This window comes from Chryseobacterium sp. Marseille-Q8038 (genome assembly GCF_965111995.1).
The window spans coordinates 1220314-1237190 of the sequence record NZ_CBCOPN010000002.1 but is presented as its reverse complement, the minus strand read 5'-3'; the positions used below and the strand labels follow the sequence as shown (position 1 = coordinate 1237190).

Genomic DNA, 16877 nt, shown 5'->3' with positions numbered 1-16877 from the left:
CATAAGAAAACCTTAATGAGTGGTGGGAGCGTGCTGTTCTAATTTTGCACCTAATCAAAAAGGAGATCATGAATGTATTTAAAATCCCTGTGTCCGTAACTTATTTCACGGGAAGGGTATTACTTATTGGTGCAATATCAGCTTCACCGATGTTCCTCGCACAGAAAAAAGACAGCTTAAAAGAAAAATCCATCGACGAGATTGTGGTTGTTGGATACGGAACTCAGAAAAAAAGTAAAGTTTCCGGCGCCGTTTCGGAGGCTTCACTGGATAAGCTAACTTCCAGATCATTGTCTGGAGTAGGAGAAGTTCTTCAGGGGAAAGCTCCCGGAGTAACTGTAGTGAACGAAGGTGGAGATCCTAACGGAGCGCCTAAGGTAAATATTCGTGGGCTGGGAGGAATCAATGGAGAAACTCCTCTTTATGTAGTAGATGGAGTAGTTTTCAACGGAACACCATCTATTAATCCAAATGATATTCAGGATATCTCTGTCCTTAAAGATGCTTCTGCAGCTATTTACGGAGCAAGATCTTCAGGAGGGGTTATTCTTATTACCACTAAGAGAGGGAAAAAAGGAAATCTTACGGTAGATTTTGATGTTAAATACGGGGTAAACGAAGCATGGAGACTGAAAGAATCTCTGAATGCAGCTGAATTCCAGGATGTAATGTACAAAGCCTATGAAAATGCAGGTAAACTGGGAAGCCTACCGATAGCTTTTAATCCCAATCAATATCCGGACGGAAGAATAACGAGAACAGACTGGATGAAAGAAATTTTCAGAACAGGAACGATTCAGGAATATAACGTTAATCTGAGTGGAGGAAGTGAAAAATCCAGATATTTTGTGGGAATGAACCACAGAAGTCTGGAAGGAATTTTATTGAATACGCAGGCAAAACGATACAACTTCAGAGTGAATTCTGAACATAAAGTAAAAGACTGGCTGACCATCGGAGAAAATATGTATTATAATTACTCAGACGGAAATACAGCCGATACCAAAAGTGGGTATACAGGTGCTTTAGTGGCTGCCATGTATTATCCACCGAATGTTCCGGTATATACTCCAAGCGGTGCTTTTTCCGGATTACCCATTGATGTGGCAGGAGGATATGGAGATATGATCAACCCGGTTGCTTATCTTCAAAGAATCAGTATCAGGAATCCTACCCATGAGATTTTAATTAATCCTTATGCGGAAATTACATTGGCAAAAAATTTAAAATTCCGTTCCAATTTCTCACAGACTTTTAAATTGGGTACTGTAAAAAACTTTACCTACAGGGTACTGGAGGTTGGGAAAATTTTTGATACCAACAATCTGGAATATCAATCCAATAATTCATCCACAGCACTTGCAGAACAGTTGCTGACTTACAAAATAACTGCAGGCCAACATAATTTTGATTTCCTTGGAGGATTTACTTTCCAGAAAACAATTGATGATGGTTTTGTAGCAAAATCTTATGACTTCCGAAGTGAAGCTGAGGTTTTCCAGCATCTACAGAATGCTGCAGATACCAATAAAGATGTTTCGAGTTACAGATTCAAGCAATCTTTGGTTTCTTATCTGGCGAGAGTAAACTATGATTATGCCGGAAAGTATATCGTAAGTGTATTGGGAAGACGTGATGGTTCTTCACTCGTAGCAAAACAAAACAGATTTGCTAATTACTATGCGGTTTCCGGTGCCTGGGTAGTTTCGAAAGAAAACTTCATGCAGGATATTTCATGGCTTTCAAGTCTGAAATTGAGAGGAAGTTATGGTATTCTGGGTAACCTTGGAGGGATTTCTCCTCAGGCGGTAAATCCATTAATGACCAGAGATAATAATGTTATTTTCGGACAGGATCCTTCTCAGAATATTGCTTATTATGCTACCACGCGTCCCAATCCGGATCTTAAGTGGGGAAAATCTGAGCAGACCAACTTCGGAGTAGATGCTTCATTCCTTCATAACAGCCTCTCCTTACAGTTCGATTACTTCGTAAAGAATTCTAAAGATCAGATCTTCAATGTAAGCTTACCAAGTACGGCAACTTATAATAATCAGTATGTAAATGCAGGATTATTCCAGGATAAAGGGTATGAACTGGGGATTAATTATAACAAGGTAGTTTCTGGTGATTTTACTTTCTCAGTGGGAGCTACTATGAGTCAACTAAAAAATACGGTGAAGCAATTAGCTAATGTAGATGAGATCTTTATCAATGATAATGGAGTAAGAGGCGTTTTGAAACCAACCCGTGTGAAAGTAGGTGATCCTCTCTATTCTTTCTATGGTTACAAGACGGGAGGCATTTTCCAGACCCAGGAAGAAATCAATAATTATAAAGATGCCAACGGTAATCTTATTCAGCCCAATGCAAAACCTGGAGATATTAAATTCCTGAAGAAAGAAGGTAACACAGGAGTGCTTAATAATAATGATTTTGTCAATCTGGGAAGTCCATATCCTAAGTTTTCTTATGGTTTTTCTTATAACATGACATGGAAAAATTTTGATCTTAACTTATTCTTCCAGGGAGTATACGGAAATAAAATATTCAATGGAATGAAGTTCATTTCCTTGAATCCGGGTGGAACAGGGCAGAACTACAATATGGACAGAGATATCCTGAATGCATGGACTCCTCAGAATACCAATACTGATATTCCAAGACTGGTACACGGAGACCCGAGTGGTAATTATTCCAAAGTATCAGATTTCTATGTGGAAGACGGATCTTACTTAAGACTGAAGAACCTTACCATCGGTTATTCATTACCAAAAGAATTGTACAGCAGGCTGGATGTAAACAAAGTAAGAGTGTATGTGACTTCAAATAACCTGTTTACGATAACAAAATATACAGGATTTGATCCTGAAGTAGGAATGAATTCTTATGGTGTAGATACCGGAAGATATCCTCAGGCACGTTCATTCATCTTTGGAGTGGAGATCGGATTATAATTTTTAACCAACAAAAAGTAAAGAAATGAAATTTTTCAATAAAATATTTTTAATCTCAGGAATATCCGTAATGCTTTTATCGTGTACAGGAGAGCTGGATGTTCAGCCTGAAGGAACTCCTACGGAAGCCAGTTTCTGGAAAACGGAAAATGACCTTATTACCGGAGCAAATGCGATGTATAAACCATTATTTGACGGTGAATTTTATGGAAGAGGTCTTTTCTGGTTTATCAATGCCAGCGATGATATGGTAACCGGGAGAGCGAAAAGTGAGGCGGATAATGCGAAGAACTTCAGCAGCAATTATATCGCAGCAGGTGACCTTGAAACCCAATGGAACAAAAGATTTAATGTAATCGGAGTGGCTAATCGTGTGATCCGTAACGTTGATAATATTCAAACTTCACAAGCTACCAAAAATAAATATCTTGGAGAGGCTTTGTTCATGAGCAGCAGAATGTATTTTGAACTGGCCTATTCTTACGGAAATGAAAAAGCGGGAATTCCTATTATTGACCGCTCAAAAGATCCAGACCCCAACCCAATTCCAAGAGCGGCAAACGTGATGGAAAATTACACCTACATTGTGAATGACCTGAAAAGAGCAGCAGAATTATTACCTACTCAGGCTGAACTTCCAGCAAAAGACTACGGAAGACCTCATAAAGCAGCTGCATGGGCGCTTTTGGCAAAAGTATATCTTTTTATGAAAGACTGGAAGAATGCAGAATTCTGGGCTAATGAAGTAATGACGAAAGGAAACAGAGCTTTGTTAGGAAATTTTGCTGATGTTTTCAAAGCGGAAAATAACTACAGCTCAGAATACATCTGGTCTATTCCGGGAACTCCTAAGTTTACTGCCTGGGGAAGTATCCTTCCGGGGGTAATGCTTGAAAACAAAGGTTGGGGAGAATATAACGGATGGGGATATTTCCAACCGACTAAGGAACTTTTTGATGAATATGAAACCGGAGATCTTAGAAGAAGTGCTACCATTCTGAAAATAGGCGACAAGTTTACCTTCAACGGAAAAGAAAGAACATATGCTTCTTCTAATTCCCTTACCGGATATCAGTTTAATAAATATATGGATGCCTTCAAATATCAGTTAAACAGTGGCCATGTAAGTGCCAACGGAGATTATCCATGTACAGACCTTGCCGTTCCGATCATGCGTTATGCTGAGGTAATCCTTATCAAAGCGGAAGCAATGCTGATGCAGGGGAAATCTGCGGATCAGGAAATCAATATGATCAGAGTACGTGCAGGTTTAACTCCGAAAAACGGATGTACCATGGCTGATCTGAAACATGAAAGACGTTGTGAACTGGCAGGTGAATGGGCAGACAGACACAGAGACCTTGTACGTTGGGGAGATGCGCAGGCAGCATATGCTAAACCTCTGCACGGGATCAATGGACAGGTAGTCTGGGCAGCAAGAAACTTTAATCCAGCTGTACATAATGTTTGGGCAGTTCCGCAGGCTGAAATCGTAAACAGTCATGGAATCATTAAACAAAATGAAGGCTGGTAAAATTTTAATCTTTTATATATAAGCCACTATATCATTGCAGATGCTTCTGTGATGATATAGTTTTTTTTCACAGGTACAGAGGTAGATCGCTCCATGGTCTATAAAAAATAATAAGGATATACGATGAAACTATCAAAAATATGGGCTGTATTAGCCCTGGCTGTTTTTTCTGAAAATCAGGCACAGAATTATTTACATTACAATGTAGGAAATGCGCATTCACATAATGATTATATGCAGGAAATCCCTTTTTGGCAGGCTTACTATGCTCAATTTGGATCTATCGAAGCTGATGTTTTTCTGGTAAAGGACAAACTTTGGGTAGCCCATACTGAAAAAGAACTTTCTGCAGACCGAACGCTGGAAAATCTTTATCTCGATCCTATTTCAAAACAGATTAAACTGAACAAAGGGAATATTTATCCTGATGCCAATAAAAAGCTTCAGTTGCTGATTGATATTAAGCAGGATTATAAAACATCATTGGCTGCTTTGATTACTACATTAAATAAATATCCTGAGATTACAGGAAATCCGGGAATTAAAATTGTAATTACCGGAGGAAGACCTCAACCGGCAGATTTTAACAACTATCCCAATTATCTTTACTTCGATGGAGATCTTGATAAAAGCTATTCTTCAGATCAGCTGAAAAGAATCGGAATGTTCAGTGCAGATCTTCCGGGATTGGTAAAATGGAATGGAAAAGGAATTCCTAGAGATGAGGAAACGGCAAAGATTAAAACTGCTGTTGAAAAAGCACATTCTCAGCAAAAGCCAATGCGTTTTTACGGAGCTCCGGATTTTCCTAATGCATGGGTGAATCTTATGGATTTAGGGGTGGACTATATCAATACCGATCATATTCCGGATCTTAAAAAATTCATGAATACTATTCCAAAGAACTTTTATAAGAATACAAAGGAATACACTACTTATACTCCGACTTATCAATCAGACGGTGTTGAGCAAAAAGTAAAGAATGTGATCCTTCTTATTCCGGACGGAACTTCTTTGCCACAATATTACGCTGCCTTTACGGCCAACAAAGGGAAACTGAATGTTTTCAACATGAAATCCACAGGGCTGTCCAAAACCAATTCATCCAACGCTTATATTACGGATTCGGCGCCGGGATCTACGGCATTTGCAACAGGAGTAAAAACCAAAAATACATTTGTAGGAGTTGATAATATGGGAAAAGCACTTGCACAAATCCCTGATATTATTGCTGAGAAAGGAATGGTTTCCGGATTAATTTCTACAGGAGATGTTACAGATGCTACTCCCGCAGATTTTTATGCCCACTCGGACAACAGAAACAGTTCAGAACCTATTCTGAAAGATTTTGCGGCTTCAAAAACAAAAATCCTGATCGGTGGTCCTACAAGTGGATTGTCTCAGGAAAATCTGCAGAAATTCAAAGAAGCAAAAATCGATTTGTATCAGGATCTGAAATCTGTAATTAAAATTAATAACCGAACCCTGATTATTGATCCCTTGGCTTCACAAAGAATAACCAACGGAAGAGGAAACTGGCTTGCCGATGCTTTTGATCTTACTCTAAATGATTTAAAGAATAATAAAAACGGATTCTTTATGATGGTGGAAGCTTCACAGACTGATGGAGGAGGGCATAGCAATAACATAGAACAGTTAGTTACAGAATTACTGGATTTCGATCATGTTGTGGGGAAAGCAATGAAATTTGCTGATGAAAATAAAGAAACTTTGGTAATTGTGCTGGGAGATCATGAAACAGGAGGATTAACCCTTTTGGACGGTAGTCTGAAAGAAGGCTGGGTATTTGGTAATTTCAGTACCAATGATCATACTTCTATTCCGTCAAGTGTTTTTGCTTACGGACCCAACTCCAAAGAATTCACAGGATTGTTTGAAAATACTGAGATTTTCAATAAAATCATGGCAGCCTACGGAATACAGAAATAACTTTTGATTTTAATACTTTTACTTTTACAAAGAGAGACTGTTTCGTTTTTGAAACAGTCTTTTTTTGCGTGTTTAATTTAGAAATCCCACAGATTTCACAGATTAAGCAGATGTTTGTGGATAATCTGTGTTATCTGTGAAATCTGAGGGAAATAGAAGCAGAGAAAAATTCAAAAAGGCTGCCCCAAAAAGAGAGACAGCCTATGAATATATCTAACAAATAATAAATTAGAAATTGGTCTTAACAATCAATTCAGACAATTCAGCATTCACAAAATCAATCGGCATTACCCCGAAAGATCCTTTAGTATTGGTTTGGAAGAATGTTTTAAGTCTTGGATTGATATTGTTGGATACCGTAGGAATACTTGGAATTCCGAAGATTCCTGGTTTATAACCGCTGGTGAAATTCACGAAAAGCTTACTATTCGTATCATTTTTAGCCTCATTAAGAAGACTTGAAATTCCATTCCACTTATCATCATTGTTGGTTACTTTATAATAATCCTGAACTTTTAGCTGCACTCCGGAATTGTTGATGTCAAAAGTGGTATTGTCTGCCCATGGAGAAGCATTAATCCCTTTAGTTGTTCCCGCAGAGAATCTTCTTAATAATTTGATCTTTCCTCTTACAGAACCTAACGTAGGAATGTTTGCTCCAAGATCCCATTTAGAAGGATTTTTCTGTACATAAGCATCAAAAGTCTGTTCAAAACTTCTGGTGGTATTGGAAGCATCATATTCTTCTTTTACAGACATGATGATTGTTTCAGATGGATGGCTGTTAAGGAAGGCATAACACGCATTCAATACATCATCAAAATTCAGATTTTGGTAAATCGCTCCGTGATGAATGGTGAAAGCATTGTCAATATGTCTGCAACGGATATCCAGGAAACGAACTCCTGCATTCAGTTGTTCTGCAATGCTGAGGTCTTGGGTTTTAGCCGTACCTGATACAACAGGGGCATCTACACGTGCTCCGGAATCATGAGTTCCGGGAATTGAGATTTTTGAAATTGAAATATTGTCCTGAAGACCAGACATCCAGCTATTCATTTCGATAGGAGCTAAAGAAGTCCTGCCCGCTTTTGAGAAAGAAGCTAAATTGTTTTCATTAGAGTCTTTTTCCAGCATACTGTCGTTTGAACAGGAAAAAAAGATGGATGCAGTAACAAGCCCAAGAGTAATGGCTGTGAAACGCTTCATGTTTTGTTTGAACATAGTTTTTTTATTTTTTAAGGTAGCTTAAAAATAAGAATATATCAAAACATGAGGAGTTAATTTAACTTTAAGAGATGATTAAGTTGGTATAAAGTCTGGAAGCTAGAAGCTGGAGGATGGAAGAGGAGAAGTTGTTAATAGTTAAAGAGTACTCCGATTTTAAAGAGAAAGTATTTACAATAAAAGCTGTTATCATAGATTAACCGTCAAACAGTAACCTCCAGCACCCAGCTTCATGCTTCCATCCTAAAACACAAAATCATCCTTTGACCCGGGAATTTTGAATTTGTGGTCTCCTATAAAGAAATCATTCATTTTAATAAGTGCCGGGAATTTATGAGAAAACTCTTTGTGTGAGTTTTCAGGTACTTTGGTATCGTCATCACAGGATGAATATTCTCTGTCAACAATCACTTGGCCTGTAGAAAAATTGATTTCATTCGTAAAACTGAAATCACAGGTGTCTTCAAAATGATCATGAGATCCTATCAGATAGAAATCTCCGTTTTGAAACCTGAAAGTATGTTTGTATTTCTGGGTATGCCTTGAATTGGTAAAAAAAGATTGGGCAATATGAAGGCTGCCATTTTTAATATTGATCTCAAGACTGTTGTCGGAAGGATAGAAACCTGTTCCACTGGAGAAAAGCAGAGTAGAATTTTCTTTCCATATTTTCAGGTTACCATTTTCATTTTTCAGAATATAAAATATCCTTTTGTAATCAGCTGTTCCCTCCAGGTTTTGTGTGTCTGATACCTTTATATCGGTATTAAATACGAGTATAAGTTCATCCTTTCCGTCTTTGTCAAGATCACCTTTGGTTTCAGTAATCTTTGTATATCCTTTCGGAACTGAAAAATTTTTCAGATTCTGAGCAGATAAGCTTGTCGCAGATAAAACAACCAAAAAGGAAAAGAAATGTTTCATCATTATTATATTTAATCTGTTTAAACTTTTGTTTTTGAAACATTAAGATTGTATTAAGGCGTTAAGTATTAAGATAAGCTTAAAATCAGAATGATTCATCTTAACTATACTTTATTTCTTAAATCCTTCTTAATGGTTTTAATATAAAGTGAATTTTTTTTCATTTGTCTAAACAACTTCATTGTGAAAATGTGGTAACCCGAAATTAAAATAATTTTCAAATTACCACACTTTATAGTATTATAATTAATGTGTCAGGATACTTTCAAGGTCTTCCCAAAACACCGGATAAGATTTTTCTACAACATCTTCATCCTCTATATTGAGTTCTTTAATCAGGCAGAACGGCGCAAAACTCATTGCCATTCTGTGATCCTGATAGGTTTTAATAGAAATATTGTCTTCCGGTTCTCCGAAACTGATTGATTTAATCGTTAAATCTGTAATTTCTGTTTCAGTACCCAGTTTTTTAAGCTCATTATATAAAGCAAGAAGTCTGTCTGTTTCTTTTACTCTTAATGTTCCCAATCCGGAAATATCAAAAGGAATTTTTAAAGCGGCGGCTGTTACACAAAGAGTTTGTGCAATATCCGGACAGTTATTCATATCCAGGATAATTTTTTCCGGAAACACAAAATCAGGCTGAGGTTCCAGCGTGAGTTGATGTTCATTTTCAGAGAATGTAGTTTTGATTCCGAAGAACTTTTCATAGATATTGGCAATGGCTGAATCTCCCTGTGTTGACTCTTTGTAAAAACTTTTCAGGTGAATCGTTTTTCTTCCCAGCGCACAGATAGAATAGAAGTAAGAAGCCGAACTCCAGTCACTTTCCACTTCATAATGCACTGCAGCAGAATCATTAGGAGTGAAAGGCTCTACTTTAATTGTGTTCCCTTCAAAACTGCTTTGGATACCAAATTTTGTCAGAATGTCAAGAGTCATTTCAATATAAGACCTTGAAGTAACATCTCCTACAAGATTAATCATCAGCCCGTTTTCTAGTTTTCCGGCAACAAGAAGCAGGGAGGTGATAAACTGGCTTGAAATATTGGCAGGAACATTTACTGAAGTCTGGGTAATCTTTCTTCCTTTAATTTTCAAAGGCGGAAATCCTTCATTCTCCATGTATTCAATTTCTACTCCAAGATCCCTCAAAGCACTTACAAGATTCTTGATGGGTCTTTCTTTCATTCTGCCTGAGCCGGTAAGTATTGTTGTCTTACCTTCCTGAATAGAATAATAAGAAGTAAGGAAACGCATTGCCGTTCCCGCATGATGGATGTCTACCACTTCCGTATCCTCAGATAATGCTTTTTTCAACAATTGCGTATCCTGAGAATTGGATAGATTTCCAATTTTTATATTGCTGAACAGGCTTTCCAGAATCAATAAACGATTCGAAATACTTTTCGAACCGCTGATCTGTACCGTTTTATTTTCTAATAATTTTGATTTTTCTAGCTTCTTCATTATGATCTACATGATATTTAAAAAATGATGAGTTACAAATCCATGAGTAATTCATAACTCATCATTGATAATTATTTCAATTTTTCGTTATTCTGATGCCGGTCTTTATCCCGGTCAGTTTTGATTTTCATTTTTCTGTCGAAAGCATCCTGCAGATTAACTCCGGTTTGATTGGCCAGACACAGCGTTACAAAAAGTACATCTGCCAGTTCTTCACCGAGATCTTTATTCTTATCGCTTTCCTTTTCGCTTTGTTCACCATATCTTCTGGCAATAATTCGGGCTACTTCACCTACCTCTTCTGTCAGCATCGCCATATTGGTCAGCTCATTAAAATATCTTACCCCAATGGTTTTGATCCATTCATCTACCTGCTGTTGCAACTGCGTAATTTCCATTATTGATAAGCTCCTAAAGTGGGATTAGTGGTTCTGGATACCCCTACAATATCAGTAGGTACGGTTGCAGCTACAGCTGTATTTCCTTTTCCAATAGCTGGAGAACCCGTTTTTACTCTTAGATTCATTTTAGCCATAAAATAATTGACAAACTGAGGCTCAGCATTCTTTACCGTTTGGATTACATTCGGATTGTTATCAAACGTGAAACCGGCTCCTGTGGCACTGGTATATTTGATTAATGAATTCTGAAGTAAGAATTCAAACTGCTGTCCTGGAGTTTGTTCAAAATGTACAGCATCATCCCTGTCAGAATATACAATACTGTTTTTTATATCAAGCAGCTGCAAAGCTCCCTGTTGGGTCTGTCCGGCATCATTTTTCCACTCATTGGCAGCAAAAATTCCTGCTCTGTCAAAAGAACTCATCGTTTTAGAATAATTGGCAATCGTAGCATGGGTATAGCTATGCTTTCCTCCAAGGAAAATTCCTACACAGGATAAACCACAATTGTTCATCACCAGATTGTTGGCATTCACGGTAGAACCCACTGCATAAATTCCATATTCAAAGAAAGTATGAATAAATGAATTGGTAATTGTAGCGTTGGTTTGCTTCATATCAAGCCCTCTTGTACCTCCGAAAAGCCTGGCATGGTTCATCTTAAGGATAGAATTGGCTTCCATTTTAATAGAATTCCAGTTTTTAGGAATCGTATCATAATAAGGATCGTTTCTGTCACCACGAAGAATAACCTGATCGGTCTGGGTTCCGTTGATATTTAAAACCGCTCCGGAAGAAATTTTCATTCCGCTGTTTTTATGGAAATATACTTTAGTTCCGGCATTTATATCAAGGGTTATATTAGGATTAACCGTAAGATTTCCGTAGATGATCTTTGCTTTATTATTATTCCACGTGGTAGAATTGGTAATCACATTCGGATTGCCTGGTGTCTGGATAAAAAATTCAGCATCCTGAACCACAGAGAATAATGTTACGTGCTGTTGCCCGCCAGGACTTGTGAAAAGAACTTTGTCTTCTGCAATAGCTTCAGGTCCGGTAGCTTCAGGGGCAATTTCAACAAAAATGTAAAGACTGTCCTTTTTTCTCAAAGGCACATTTTTAAAATCATATCCCGGTTTTCCATCCACATTGATTCTATATAATGATGCAGCTCCTTTTTCAAGATTTACTCTTGGGATCAGGATATCTTTATCTTCATTATTATATACTTTTACAACATAGGTTTCTGAACGTACCTGATGATATACTGTGTCACAGAATACCGTGTCTCTTGAAAAACGAAGTTCCTGTGTAGGACTGTCAAACGTAATGTCATCCTTATTACATGATACAGCTACAAGTAACATCCAGAAGGAAAAAGCCAGTAATAATTTGAATTTCATTGAAATTAAAGTTTAAGTAAGTTCCAAATTTAACGAAAATACTTTGAATTTCTTATCAATAAAAAAATATTGAATTCAGTATTTGGAATTTAGAAAAAATGTTGTATTTTTGCAACCTAAAATTTAGCAGAGAAATATCCATTACTATTTCGAAAGCAAACTTAATTTTTTTAAAAATAGTATTATGAAAAACGGAATCCACCCAGAAAATTATAGACTTGTTGTTTTCAAAGATATGAGTAACGACGAGGTGTTTCTTTGCAAGTCTACTGCAGAAACAAAAGACACTATCGAGTACGAAGGACAAGAATACCCATTAATCAAAATGGAAATCTCTTCAACTTCTCACCCTTTCTACACTGGTAAAGTAAAACTAGTTGACACTGCAGGTAGAGTTGATAAGTTCATGAACAAATACAAAAAATTCGCTAAGTAATTTTTTGTACAATTAAAATATTAAAGTCTTCCAATTTTTGGGAGACTTTTTTTATTGTAAATTTGTTAACCTTGAATTTTAAACCTTAAACTTAAAACTGAATGATGCAATTAGTATTTTCAGACGCGCAATATTGGGAAGACTTTCTTCCGCTTACTTTTACACGCCCGGTTGCAACAATGCGATGCGGAATCCTTACATTTTCTGAAAGATGGCAGAAAATCCTCGAAAACGCTGAAGTAAGCTACTTCACAGAAATGTATCTTCAGGATAAATTTAAAAGTCCTGAGGAAAAAGAAAGTCTCTTTTTGGTTCCGAATTTCCTTCCAACAGAAACTGTAATTCAACAGATAAAGGATCTTAAGCTAGGGGAAGCTTTAGTGTATGAGGACGAATTAATCGCCGCAAAAATCAATATGAAAGGTTTTTCCCTGAATCAGATTGAAAAAATGACGGATATTAAGGAAGATCTTATTTTCTTTAAAAGACCAAAAGATTTATTTACCTATAATCATCAGGCGATTGATTTTGATTTTGATCTGCTTACTAAAGGAAGAACTTCACAGGAATTGTCTTCAACCAATGGTTTCCTGGGTGATAAAAAAGATCTGTTTATTGAAGAAGGTGCGGAAATAGAATTCTCAACCCTGAATACAAAAACCGGAAAAATTTATATCGGGAAAAATGCAGAAGTAATGGAAGGCTGCCACCTGCGCGGGCCTATCACGCTTGGAGAAGATTCTAAGTTCAATCTGGGAGCTAAAATTTATGGTGCTACCACTATCGGTCCTCACTGTAAAGTAGGAGGAGAAGTGAACAACATTATCATCTTTGGATATACGAGTAAAGGACATGAAGGTTTCATCGGAAATTCCGTCATAGGAGAGTGGTGTAATTTTGGTGCTGATACCAATTCTTCCAATCTTAAAAATAACTACAGCCACGTAAAGCTATGGAACTACCGAACAAAAGCATTTGAAGATACAGGTTTGCAGTTTGCAGGGCTGATTATGGGAGATCATTCCAAAACAGCAATCAACACTCAGTTGAATACCGGAACTGTGATTGGAGTGGCTTCCAATATTTTCAAACCTGGTTTTCCACCCAACCTTGTGGAAAATTTTTCATGGGGCGGATTGAAAGATGATGAAAGATTCAGGCTGGATAAAGTATATGAAGTGGCAGAGAGAGCCATGGCAAGGAGAAAAGTTCCTTTAACAGAGGAGGATAAAGCGATTCTGAAACATATTTTTGATACGTATTAATTCGATAATAATAAAAAACTTCAATCTTTTTTGAAGTTTTTTTATTTTTGATGTAATAGATCTGTAACGGCAATTGTCTTACCTATAAGAAACAAAACTCATGACCCAAGAAACTTTCAAGAATACGGTGTTTATTCTCAAAGACGAGATGTATCGTTTTGCGAAGCGGTTTGTCATGAGCAGTGATGAAGCAGAAGATGTAGTGCAGGATCTCATGATGAAGTTTTGGCAGAAGAGGGATGAGCTTGAGCAATTCGGGAATTTTAAATCCTATGCGCTGAAATCTGTCCGTAATGAATGCCTGAACCGCCTGAAGCATCATGATGTAAAGATCGGTTTTGCGGATATGCAGCTTCATCGATCGGAGCTCTACAGTATGGAAGTTGATAACCTTAAGGAACATATTGTAGGATTTATCAATCAGCTCCCCGAAAAACAAAAGTTGGTCATCCACTTGAAAGATGTAGAAGAATATGATGTTTCCGAAATTTCTGAAATGCTGGAAATGGAGGAAAATGCAGTAAGGGTAAACCTGATGCGTGCGAGACAAAAAGTAAAAGAACAAATCTCACAACTGATGAGCTATGAACAAAGATCAATTACAAGATAAATACAACGAAGTCTTCCGGGATATTAAGGAAGAAAAAATGGACTGGAGTTTTGAAGACTTTCTTCAGACTGCAGAAGGTGCGGAACCTGAACAGAATACTGCGCCTGTTATTCCGTTGGAAGAAAAGAAAAAGCCCTCCTTTCCTAAATGGTTCTGGATGGCCGCCAGTGTAATGCTGATTTTCGGGGCTGGATTTTTCCTGAATCAGTATAATACCGATGTTCAGGACAGAGAAAAACTGGTAAAAGATGAAATCTTAAAGCAAAAGTCCGGCTTTATTGAAGAAAACAGTGATCATCAGGAACAGGTAGCCGTTAATCATACCGACTCTATTTCCGGTGTGAAAAAAGATTCTGTTTTTCAGGATAATCAGGTAGCAGAAAAAGATGTACTGGATGAGATTCTGCCAAAAAGAGGACGACTTAAAAAAGAAAGAAGACCTAAATATGTAGACAACTCTTCCTACCAGAACAACAGAAATATAAATGATTCTGCTGCAACCTATAATGACTCCTATGTCATTGTGAACGGAAAAAGAATCACCAGTGAAAAAGAAGCCATAGATGTTGCCAAATACTCCTTTATGAAATTAGGAAGTGAGTTTAAAAAAACAGTAGCGTCTTCTCAAAAAAATGAAAATCTTGACAGCGAATATTAAAAATCAGATCAATCCCATGAAAAAAATATTTTTTATAATAGCCATTATGCTAACCAGCTTTGCAAACTATTCTGCACAGACTGAGAAATTGGACAAGCTTTTTCAGGATTTTGAAAAAAACGGAAGAGTAACATCAATCAACATTAAGAAGCCAATGTTCAAACTATTGAATACCATTGATGTTGATGATGCCTATATCGGAAAAATAAAACCTATATTGAATGAAGTAGACGGGCTTAAAATTTTGATAATCCCTAAAATTACCTTTCCGGATCGTTTAAAAGATGAGAATCTTGCCAATATAAAAATGAACGAAGATAAAACGGCAAGAGTAAACAATGCATTGAAATCTTTGAACTTTAATGAGCTGATGTCAATGAGCAGTGATGGAACTTCCATGAAATTCCTTGCTGAAGAAGAAAAAGATAATTATTTGGAAAATCTGGTTTTCAATGTTGATTCCAAAGAAGAAAATATCATTTTTATTCTTAACGGAAAAATGAAACTATCAGATGTTAATAAGATCATTAATTCCGGTGAGACAACAACTTCTTCCGTTACAACTTCTGTAAGAAACAGCCTTACTTCAGACAATACATCTTCTTATCTGAATGGAGATAACAGAAATGTAGGAGAGTTCTCAAAAATTGATGCCAGTGTAGGCGTAAACGTTACCTTCAAACAGGAAAATACAAGAAGCGTAAAAGTAATTGCTGATGCAGATAAACTTCAATACGTGATCACGAAAGTGGAAGGCGGGGTGCTGAAAATATATGTTGACAATAAAGGGGTAAGAAACCTGAGATTTAAAAATCTGAATGTCAATGTCTCTGCTCCTGATCTTCATAGCATAAAAACTTCATCCGGAAGTGTTTTCACAGCTGTGAATCCTGTTAATGAGAATAGCATGGAGATTGATGCGGAATCTGGTTCTATTATTAAAGGAGCTTTCAATGTAAAACAAGCTGCCGCTGTTACAGTGAGCTCTGGTGCTGTTTTGAATGTTGAACTTAACACGGAGAAACTAGCATTGGATACTTCAAGCGGAGCAAGTGTGAGCTTATCAGGAGAAGCTGTTTCCGCAGTAATTGATATAAGCAGTGGAGCGTCTTGTAAGGCTGATGATCTTAAAATTGCAACTGCGGTGGCAGAATCTACTTCAGGAGCAAGCCTTTCTTTGCTGGTTACTGATAAACTGAAAGTAAGTGTTTCGTCAGGAGCCTCTGTAAAACTAAAAGGAAATCCCGAAGTGGACGCTAAAGTAGATAAAATCTCGGGAGGAAGCTTCAGACAAATCAAATAAAAAAACTAAACTATGAAGGCTCTTAAACACATTTTTCTCATTGTTTTGACAATAGGATGGCTTCAGTCATGCATTGTTTCAGAAAAACCGAATATAGATTTTTTCCAGAATTCAAAATATGATTTCAAGGAAGCTCAGTTTGCAAGTATCAATGTACCCATGGTTCTGGCTAAATCTTATATTAAGAAGGCCTTGAGAGAGGATGGAGAAAGTGAAGAGACCATTGATCTGGTAAGGAAGGCTTCTAAAATAAAAGTACTTACCGTAACTAACGGAAGTAATGAAATGCTAAACGATTATGCCCGATTTTTGAATGATAATCATTACGAAGAATGGGCCACCATAAAACATGATGGAGAGCATATTAACATAAGGGTAAAACAAGATGGGGATGCTATCAAAAATATGCTGATCACGGTAGGTTCGAGTAAGAATGAAATGGTCTTTGTAGATGTGAAAGGAAATTTTACCGCGAATGATATTTCAAAAATGATTAATTCTGTTTCTGATAAATAATCATACTATCTCAAACATTCAAAGCATGGAAAAATTAATAAGAGAAGTTCGCATCCTTAAAATCTATGCCGTTATATTTACCATACTGTGTGGCTTTTTTTTTCATGCCTTTAAAAACCAGTCTTCCAAATTATACGTATATAAAAATAATCAGACTCCTATTGAGAATCTGGACGAAAATGGAAACCCTTTAAAATAGACCTTTGTGTTCACTATTTAA

The 16877-nt window shown here is 36.9% G+C and carries 15 protein-coding genes; 10 read left to right on the top strand and 5 right to left on the bottom strand.

The annotated features are described in order from the left end of the window. Positions 1-68 precede the first annotated feature (68 nt). The 3 genes from ACWPWS_RS19625 to ACWPWS_RS19615 all read left to right on the top strand — a co-directional run bounded on the left by ACWPWS_RS19625 (position 69) and on the right by ACWPWS_RS19615 (position 6441). Positions 69-2957, top strand: coding sequence for a SusC/RagA family TonB-linked outer membrane protein (locus tag ACWPWS_RS19625; RefSeq protein ID WP_105681762.1), 2889 nt, complete (start codon positions 69-71; stop codon positions 2955-2957). 25 nt (positions 2958-2982) lie between these two features. Then, positions 2983-4491 carry a RagB/SusD family nutrient uptake outer membrane protein gene (locus ACWPWS_RS19620; protein WP_454047639.1) on the top strand — a complete coding sequence of 503 codons (1509 nt, stop codon included), beginning with the start codon at positions 2983-2985 and terminating at the stop codon, positions 4489-4491. Positions 4492-4614: 123 nt separating this feature from the next. After that, positions 4615-6441: an alkaline phosphatase gene (locus ACWPWS_RS19615; protein WP_454047638.1), complete on the top strand. Its 1827-nt coding sequence runs from the start codon at positions 4615-4617 to the stop codon at positions 6439-6441. A 228-nt stretch (positions 6442-6669) separates the two neighbouring features. On the opposite strand, the gene ACWPWS_RS19610 is transcribed toward ACWPWS_RS19615, so the two are convergent. The 5 genes from ACWPWS_RS19610 to ACWPWS_RS19590 all read right to left on the bottom strand — a co-directional run bounded on the left by ACWPWS_RS19610 (position 6670) and on the right by ACWPWS_RS19590 (position 11869). Further along, positions 6670-7650 carry a phosphatidylinositol-specific phospholipase C gene (locus tag ACWPWS_RS19610; protein ID WP_454047637.1) on the bottom strand — a complete coding sequence of 327 codons (981 nt, stop codon included), beginning with the start codon at positions 7648-7650 and terminating at the stop codon, positions 6670-6672. A 261-nt stretch (positions 7651-7911) separates the two neighbouring features. Then, positions 7912-8595, bottom strand: a complete 684-nt coding sequence (locus ACWPWS_RS19605) for a hypothetical protein (RefSeq protein ID WP_454047636.1) — start codon at positions 8593-8595, stop codon at positions 7912-7914. A 243-nt stretch (positions 8596-8838) separates the two neighbouring features. Beyond that, positions 8839-10062 (bottom strand): 3-phosphoshikimate 1-carboxyvinyltransferase, encoded by a 1224-nt coding sequence (locus ACWPWS_RS19600; RefSeq protein WP_454047635.1) that lies wholly within the window; start codon positions 10060-10062, stop codon positions 8839-8841. Between the two features lie 71 nt (positions 10063-10133). Next, on the bottom strand, positions 10134-10460 hold the full coding sequence (locus ACWPWS_RS19595; protein ID WP_034692883.1) for a nucleotide pyrophosphohydrolase: 327 nt from the start codon (positions 10458-10460) through the stop codon (positions 10134-10136). Continuing rightward, positions 10460-11869 carry a hypothetical protein gene (locus ACWPWS_RS19590; RefSeq protein WP_209786822.1) on the bottom strand — a complete coding sequence of 470 codons (1410 nt, stop codon included), beginning with the start codon at positions 11867-11869 and terminating at the stop codon, positions 10460-10462. The genes ACWPWS_RS19595 and ACWPWS_RS19590 overlap by 1 nt, the downstream gene beginning before the upstream one ends. A gap of 184 nt (positions 11870-12053) precedes the next feature. Between ACWPWS_RS19590 and ACWPWS_RS19585 the strand changes: the two genes are divergently transcribed. From ACWPWS_RS19585 to ACWPWS_RS19555, 7 genes are all read left to right on the top strand, one after another. Further along, positions 12054-12305 carry a type B 50S ribosomal protein L31 gene (locus ACWPWS_RS19585; protein WP_002976190.1) on the top strand — a complete coding sequence of 84 codons (252 nt, stop codon included), beginning with the start codon at positions 12054-12056 and terminating at the stop codon, positions 12303-12305. A gap of 104 nt (positions 12306-12409) precedes the next feature. After that, on the top strand, positions 12410-13570 hold the full coding sequence (locus ACWPWS_RS19580; RefSeq protein WP_454048204.1) for a GlmU family protein: 1161 nt from the start codon (positions 12410-12412) through the stop codon (positions 13568-13570). 100 nt (positions 13571-13670) lie between these two features. Beyond that, positions 13671-14180: an RNA polymerase sigma factor gene (locus ACWPWS_RS19575; protein ID WP_209786823.1), complete on the top strand. Its 510-nt coding sequence runs from the start codon at positions 13671-13673 to the stop codon at positions 14178-14180. Then, positions 14155-14838 (top strand): hypothetical protein, encoded by a 684-nt coding sequence (locus ACWPWS_RS19570; protein ID WP_454047634.1) that lies wholly within the window; start codon positions 14155-14157, stop codon positions 14836-14838. The genes ACWPWS_RS19575 and ACWPWS_RS19570 overlap by 26 nt, the downstream gene beginning before the upstream one ends. Before the next feature lie 16 nt (positions 14839-14854). After that, the gene (locus ACWPWS_RS19565; protein ID WP_454047633.1) at positions 14855-16141 is read left to right on the top strand and encodes a DUF4252 domain-containing protein; all 1287 of its coding nucleotides are present in this window, start codon (positions 14855-14857) and stop codon (positions 16139-16141) included. A 12-nt stretch (positions 16142-16153) separates the two neighbouring features. After that, positions 16154-16657 (top strand): DUF4252 domain-containing protein, encoded by a 504-nt coding sequence (locus ACWPWS_RS19560; RefSeq protein ID WP_454047632.1) that lies wholly within the window; start codon positions 16154-16156, stop codon positions 16655-16657. Between the two features lie 25 nt (positions 16658-16682). Then, positions 16683-16856 carry a hypothetical protein gene (locus tag ACWPWS_RS19555; RefSeq protein ID WP_454047631.1) on the top strand — a complete coding sequence of 58 codons (174 nt, stop codon included), beginning with the start codon at positions 16683-16685 and terminating at the stop codon, positions 16854-16856. The last annotated feature ends 21 nt before the right edge of the window (positions 16857-16877 follow it).